This window comes from Nocardiopsis sp. TNDT3 (assembly GCF_003427465.1).
Taxonomy (GTDB): domain Bacteria; phylum Actinomycetota; class Actinomycetes; order Streptosporangiales; family Streptosporangiaceae; genus Nocardiopsis; species Nocardiopsis dassonvillei.
This window is the reverse complement of sequence record NZ_QPFC01001094.1, coordinates 1-2,727: the sequence shown is the minus strand read 5'-3', so window position 1 is coordinate 2,727 and position 2,727 is coordinate 1. Positions and strand designations below refer to the sequence as shown.

Annotated in this window: 4 protein-coding genes; 1 reads left to right on the top strand and 3 read right to left on the bottom strand. The window is 70.7% G+C overall.

Annotated elements, in window-relative coordinates; genetic code table 11:
* Nucleotides 1–1,550 (top strand): SMI1/KNR4 family protein (locus DQW06_RS24260; protein ID WP_232833141.1); only part of this gene is annotated, 1,550 nt, incomplete at its 5' end.
* 221 nt (nt 1,551–1,771) lie between these two features.
* On the opposite strand, the gene DQW06_RS24255 is transcribed toward DQW06_RS24260, so the two are convergent.
* From DQW06_RS24255 to DQW06_RS24245, 3 genes are all read right to left on the bottom strand, one after another.
* A complete protein-coding gene (locus DQW06_RS24255; RefSeq protein WP_013153674.1) occupies nt 1,772–2,188 on the bottom strand; it encodes a nuclear transport factor 2 family protein in 417 nt (138 codons plus the stop codon).
* A 49-nt stretch (nt 2,189–2,237) separates the two neighbouring features.
* Complete coding sequence (locus DQW06_RS24250; protein WP_198048799.1) at nt 2,238–2,384, bottom strand: hypothetical protein; 147 nt, start codon at nt 2,382–2,384, stop codon at nt 2,238–2,240.
* 95 nt (nt 2,385–2,479) lie between these two features.
* Nucleotides 2,480–2,727, bottom strand: a 248-nt coding sequence (locus tag DQW06_RS24245) for an Rrf2 family transcriptional regulator (RefSeq protein ID WP_232833140.1), incomplete at its 5' end; no start/stop codon positions are given.

Genomic DNA, 2,727 nt, shown 5'->3' with positions numbered 1-2,727 from the left:
GCCCCCACCCCCTCACCGCTGGGAACCCGATGACCGAACACACGACCCCTCTGGCCTTCTCCACCGAGCGCCGACGCGTCGGCGCTCGGGAGTGGACGCGAACCCCCCGGCTCAGCGTCCTCATCGAACCGGGGGAGCCGGTCGCACCGGCCCGGATCGGCTGGCGCGACTGCGAGGGCGGCGAGGCCGTGGCCGTGTTCGACCCCCGTATGGACGCGTTCACCGGTACACGCGTCACCCTCGACGGAGTCCAGTACGAGTGGCGGGGGACCCGTCTGGACGAACCCCCCGAACGTCCCGGCCACCGGTTCCGGATCCAGGGCGGCGACCGGGAGCTACGCCTGCTCGTCGAGGACGGAGGGCCCCCGCTCGCGCGGGTCGACTGGGCCGACCGCGAGGGCGGAGGAGGCACGGTGCTGCTGCGCGCCGTCGAACTGGACCCGACCCAGAGCCTCGGCGCGGAGGGCCTCACACGCATGGTGTGCTCGGTGCGGGCGGGAGACGAGTACACCGAGGTGGGCGATGTGGCCCTCAACCTGCTCGACTTCGCCGCCACGAAGTGGCGGTCACGGCGTCGCGCCGACCGGCTGGACTTCACCATGTCCGAACCCGTCACCGTCCGGCACTACGTGCTGGACTCCGCTGGCGACTCCCCCGACCGCGACCCCGCGGACTGGTCCCTGCTGGGGTCTTCGGACGGGCGGGAGTGGACCCTCCTCGACGCCCGGTCCGGTGAGTCCTTCCCCGCCCGCCGTCTGGCGCGCGACTTCACCGTCACCGGCCCCGGCGCGGACACGCCCTGGCGGTACCTGCGGCTGGAGGTCACCCGCAACGCGGGTGCGGACCAGACCCAGCTCAACCGGGTGCGTTTCTTCGCCGAGGACCGCGCCTACGAGGCCTTCCACGGGCTGCGCCACACGGCGCGGAGCGGTCCGGAAACGTTCATGGGCCTGGCGGTCGCCCCGGAGGGCGGGGACGCGCCCGCGCTGCCGGTGACCGTCGAGGAGTGGCGGACCTACCTCACCGAGTACAGCGCCGACATGCTGCGCGTCGCCGAGGCCGAAGGGGAGGAGGTGGGTGGGGAGGAGCGGACCTCGTCCTGGTTCGGCAACGAGGGCGCCCCGGAGGAGCGGATCGCGGCTGTGGAGGAGCGCCTGGGCCGTCGGCTGCCGCCGAGCTACCGCTCCTTCCTCGCCGCGTCCGACGGCTGGGGGAGGATGGGGGCGTTCGTCTACGGGATGAGCTCCACCGCCGAACTGGAGTGGGACAGCCTTGCGAACATGATCGGTCTGGACGAGGAGGACCTGGAGGACGAGGACGAGGGGCTGGTCGGCCCGCTGATGTGTGTGGCCTACGACACCGACGCCCAGTTCTGGTTCCTGGACGCGGGCGATGTCTCCCCGGACGGGGAGTGGGCGGCCTACATCTGGGCGAGCTGGTACCCCGGTCTGGGCGACCGGCACCGCTCCTTCGCCTCGCTCGTCCACGCCGAGCGCGTCTCCTTCGAGGAGCTCAACGCTGGCAAGGGGCGCCCCGTTCGGGTCCGGTGACGTGGAGGGACCGCTGGAGCCGGGGCGCCGTGAGGCGCTGGCCGGAAACGCGGACCTCGCGCTCACGGCCTTCGATCGGGCCAGGACCCGGGGGGCCAAGCTCCGCGCACGCGGAGGACCATGCGCAACGCCAACTCCCGGCTCAGGCACCGCCCACCGCCGTCATGGGGCCCTGACTGCCATGGCGGCGGTGGGCCATCAGGCCCCTGAGTGCTCTCCGCTCAGTCGGCGTTGAACGCCTTCTCGACAGTCAGCGTGTCCTCGTACAGGTGCATGCGGACGATCCGGTTGTCCTCGACCCTCAGGTGTATGGCCGCCGGTGTGGTGAACTCCTTCCCAGTGGCCGCGACGGTGTGCGTCCAAACCGCCAGCAGTACGACGTCGCCACCGTCGACGATGACGCGCTCCAGCACGACCTCGCTCTTACCGTGCACGAAGTGCGGCCACATCGTGGTGAAGTACGGCGCGACCTCCTCCCGGCGGGTACGGCGCCCGGCCCAGGAGAACGTGTCACTGCCGGGGACGTGCCAGTCGATCTCCTCGGCGAAGAGTTCCTGGATGCCGTCGGGGTCCTGCCTGCCGAGGCGCTCCACGAACTTCTCGGCCACGGTCCGCGAGGCCTGTGTGTCTGTTGTCATCGTCCTTGTCCTTCGTCTTTTCGTTCGTATGAGGCGTGCCGGTCGGGCCTCAGCACTGGAACAGGAAGTGTTTGCCGTTCAGCGCTCCGCCGAGCGGCATGAGCGCCCCGCCTTCGCGCAGCGTGCCGAGATCGACCGGCGCGAACCCGGATTCGGTCAGCAGCCGTGTGAAGCGGCCCTGGTGTCCAGCTGTCACACGGAACTCTCCGATCTCCTGATGTAACAATTTTGGTTACATCGTTGAGTGGGGGATGCGACCCCCCTTGCCCAGGGGGAGCCGACGGTCCCGGGTCAGGCGGCGTTCAAGACGTCCCGCAGTACGTCCTCCAGCGTGGTCTTGGCCAGCTCTCCGCGCAGGGCCGCCTCCACGCCGTCGTACACGGCGGTCATCGCCGGTCCGATGCCGTGGCCCACGACGCACTCGGGGTCCGGTGTCGCGCGATGCAGGGCGAAGACCGGTCCCGGTTCGATCGCCTGGTAGACGTCGAGCAGGGTGATCGCCGCCAGGTCCCGCGCGAGCATCCAGCCCGCCCCCGCCC

Bases quoted from the DNA above. Each gene is read 5' to 3' on its own strand.
- DQW06_RS24255 (WP_013153674.1), bottom strand. From the start codon at position 2,188: ATGACAACAGACACACAGGCCTCGCGGACCGTGGCCGAGAAGTTCGTG.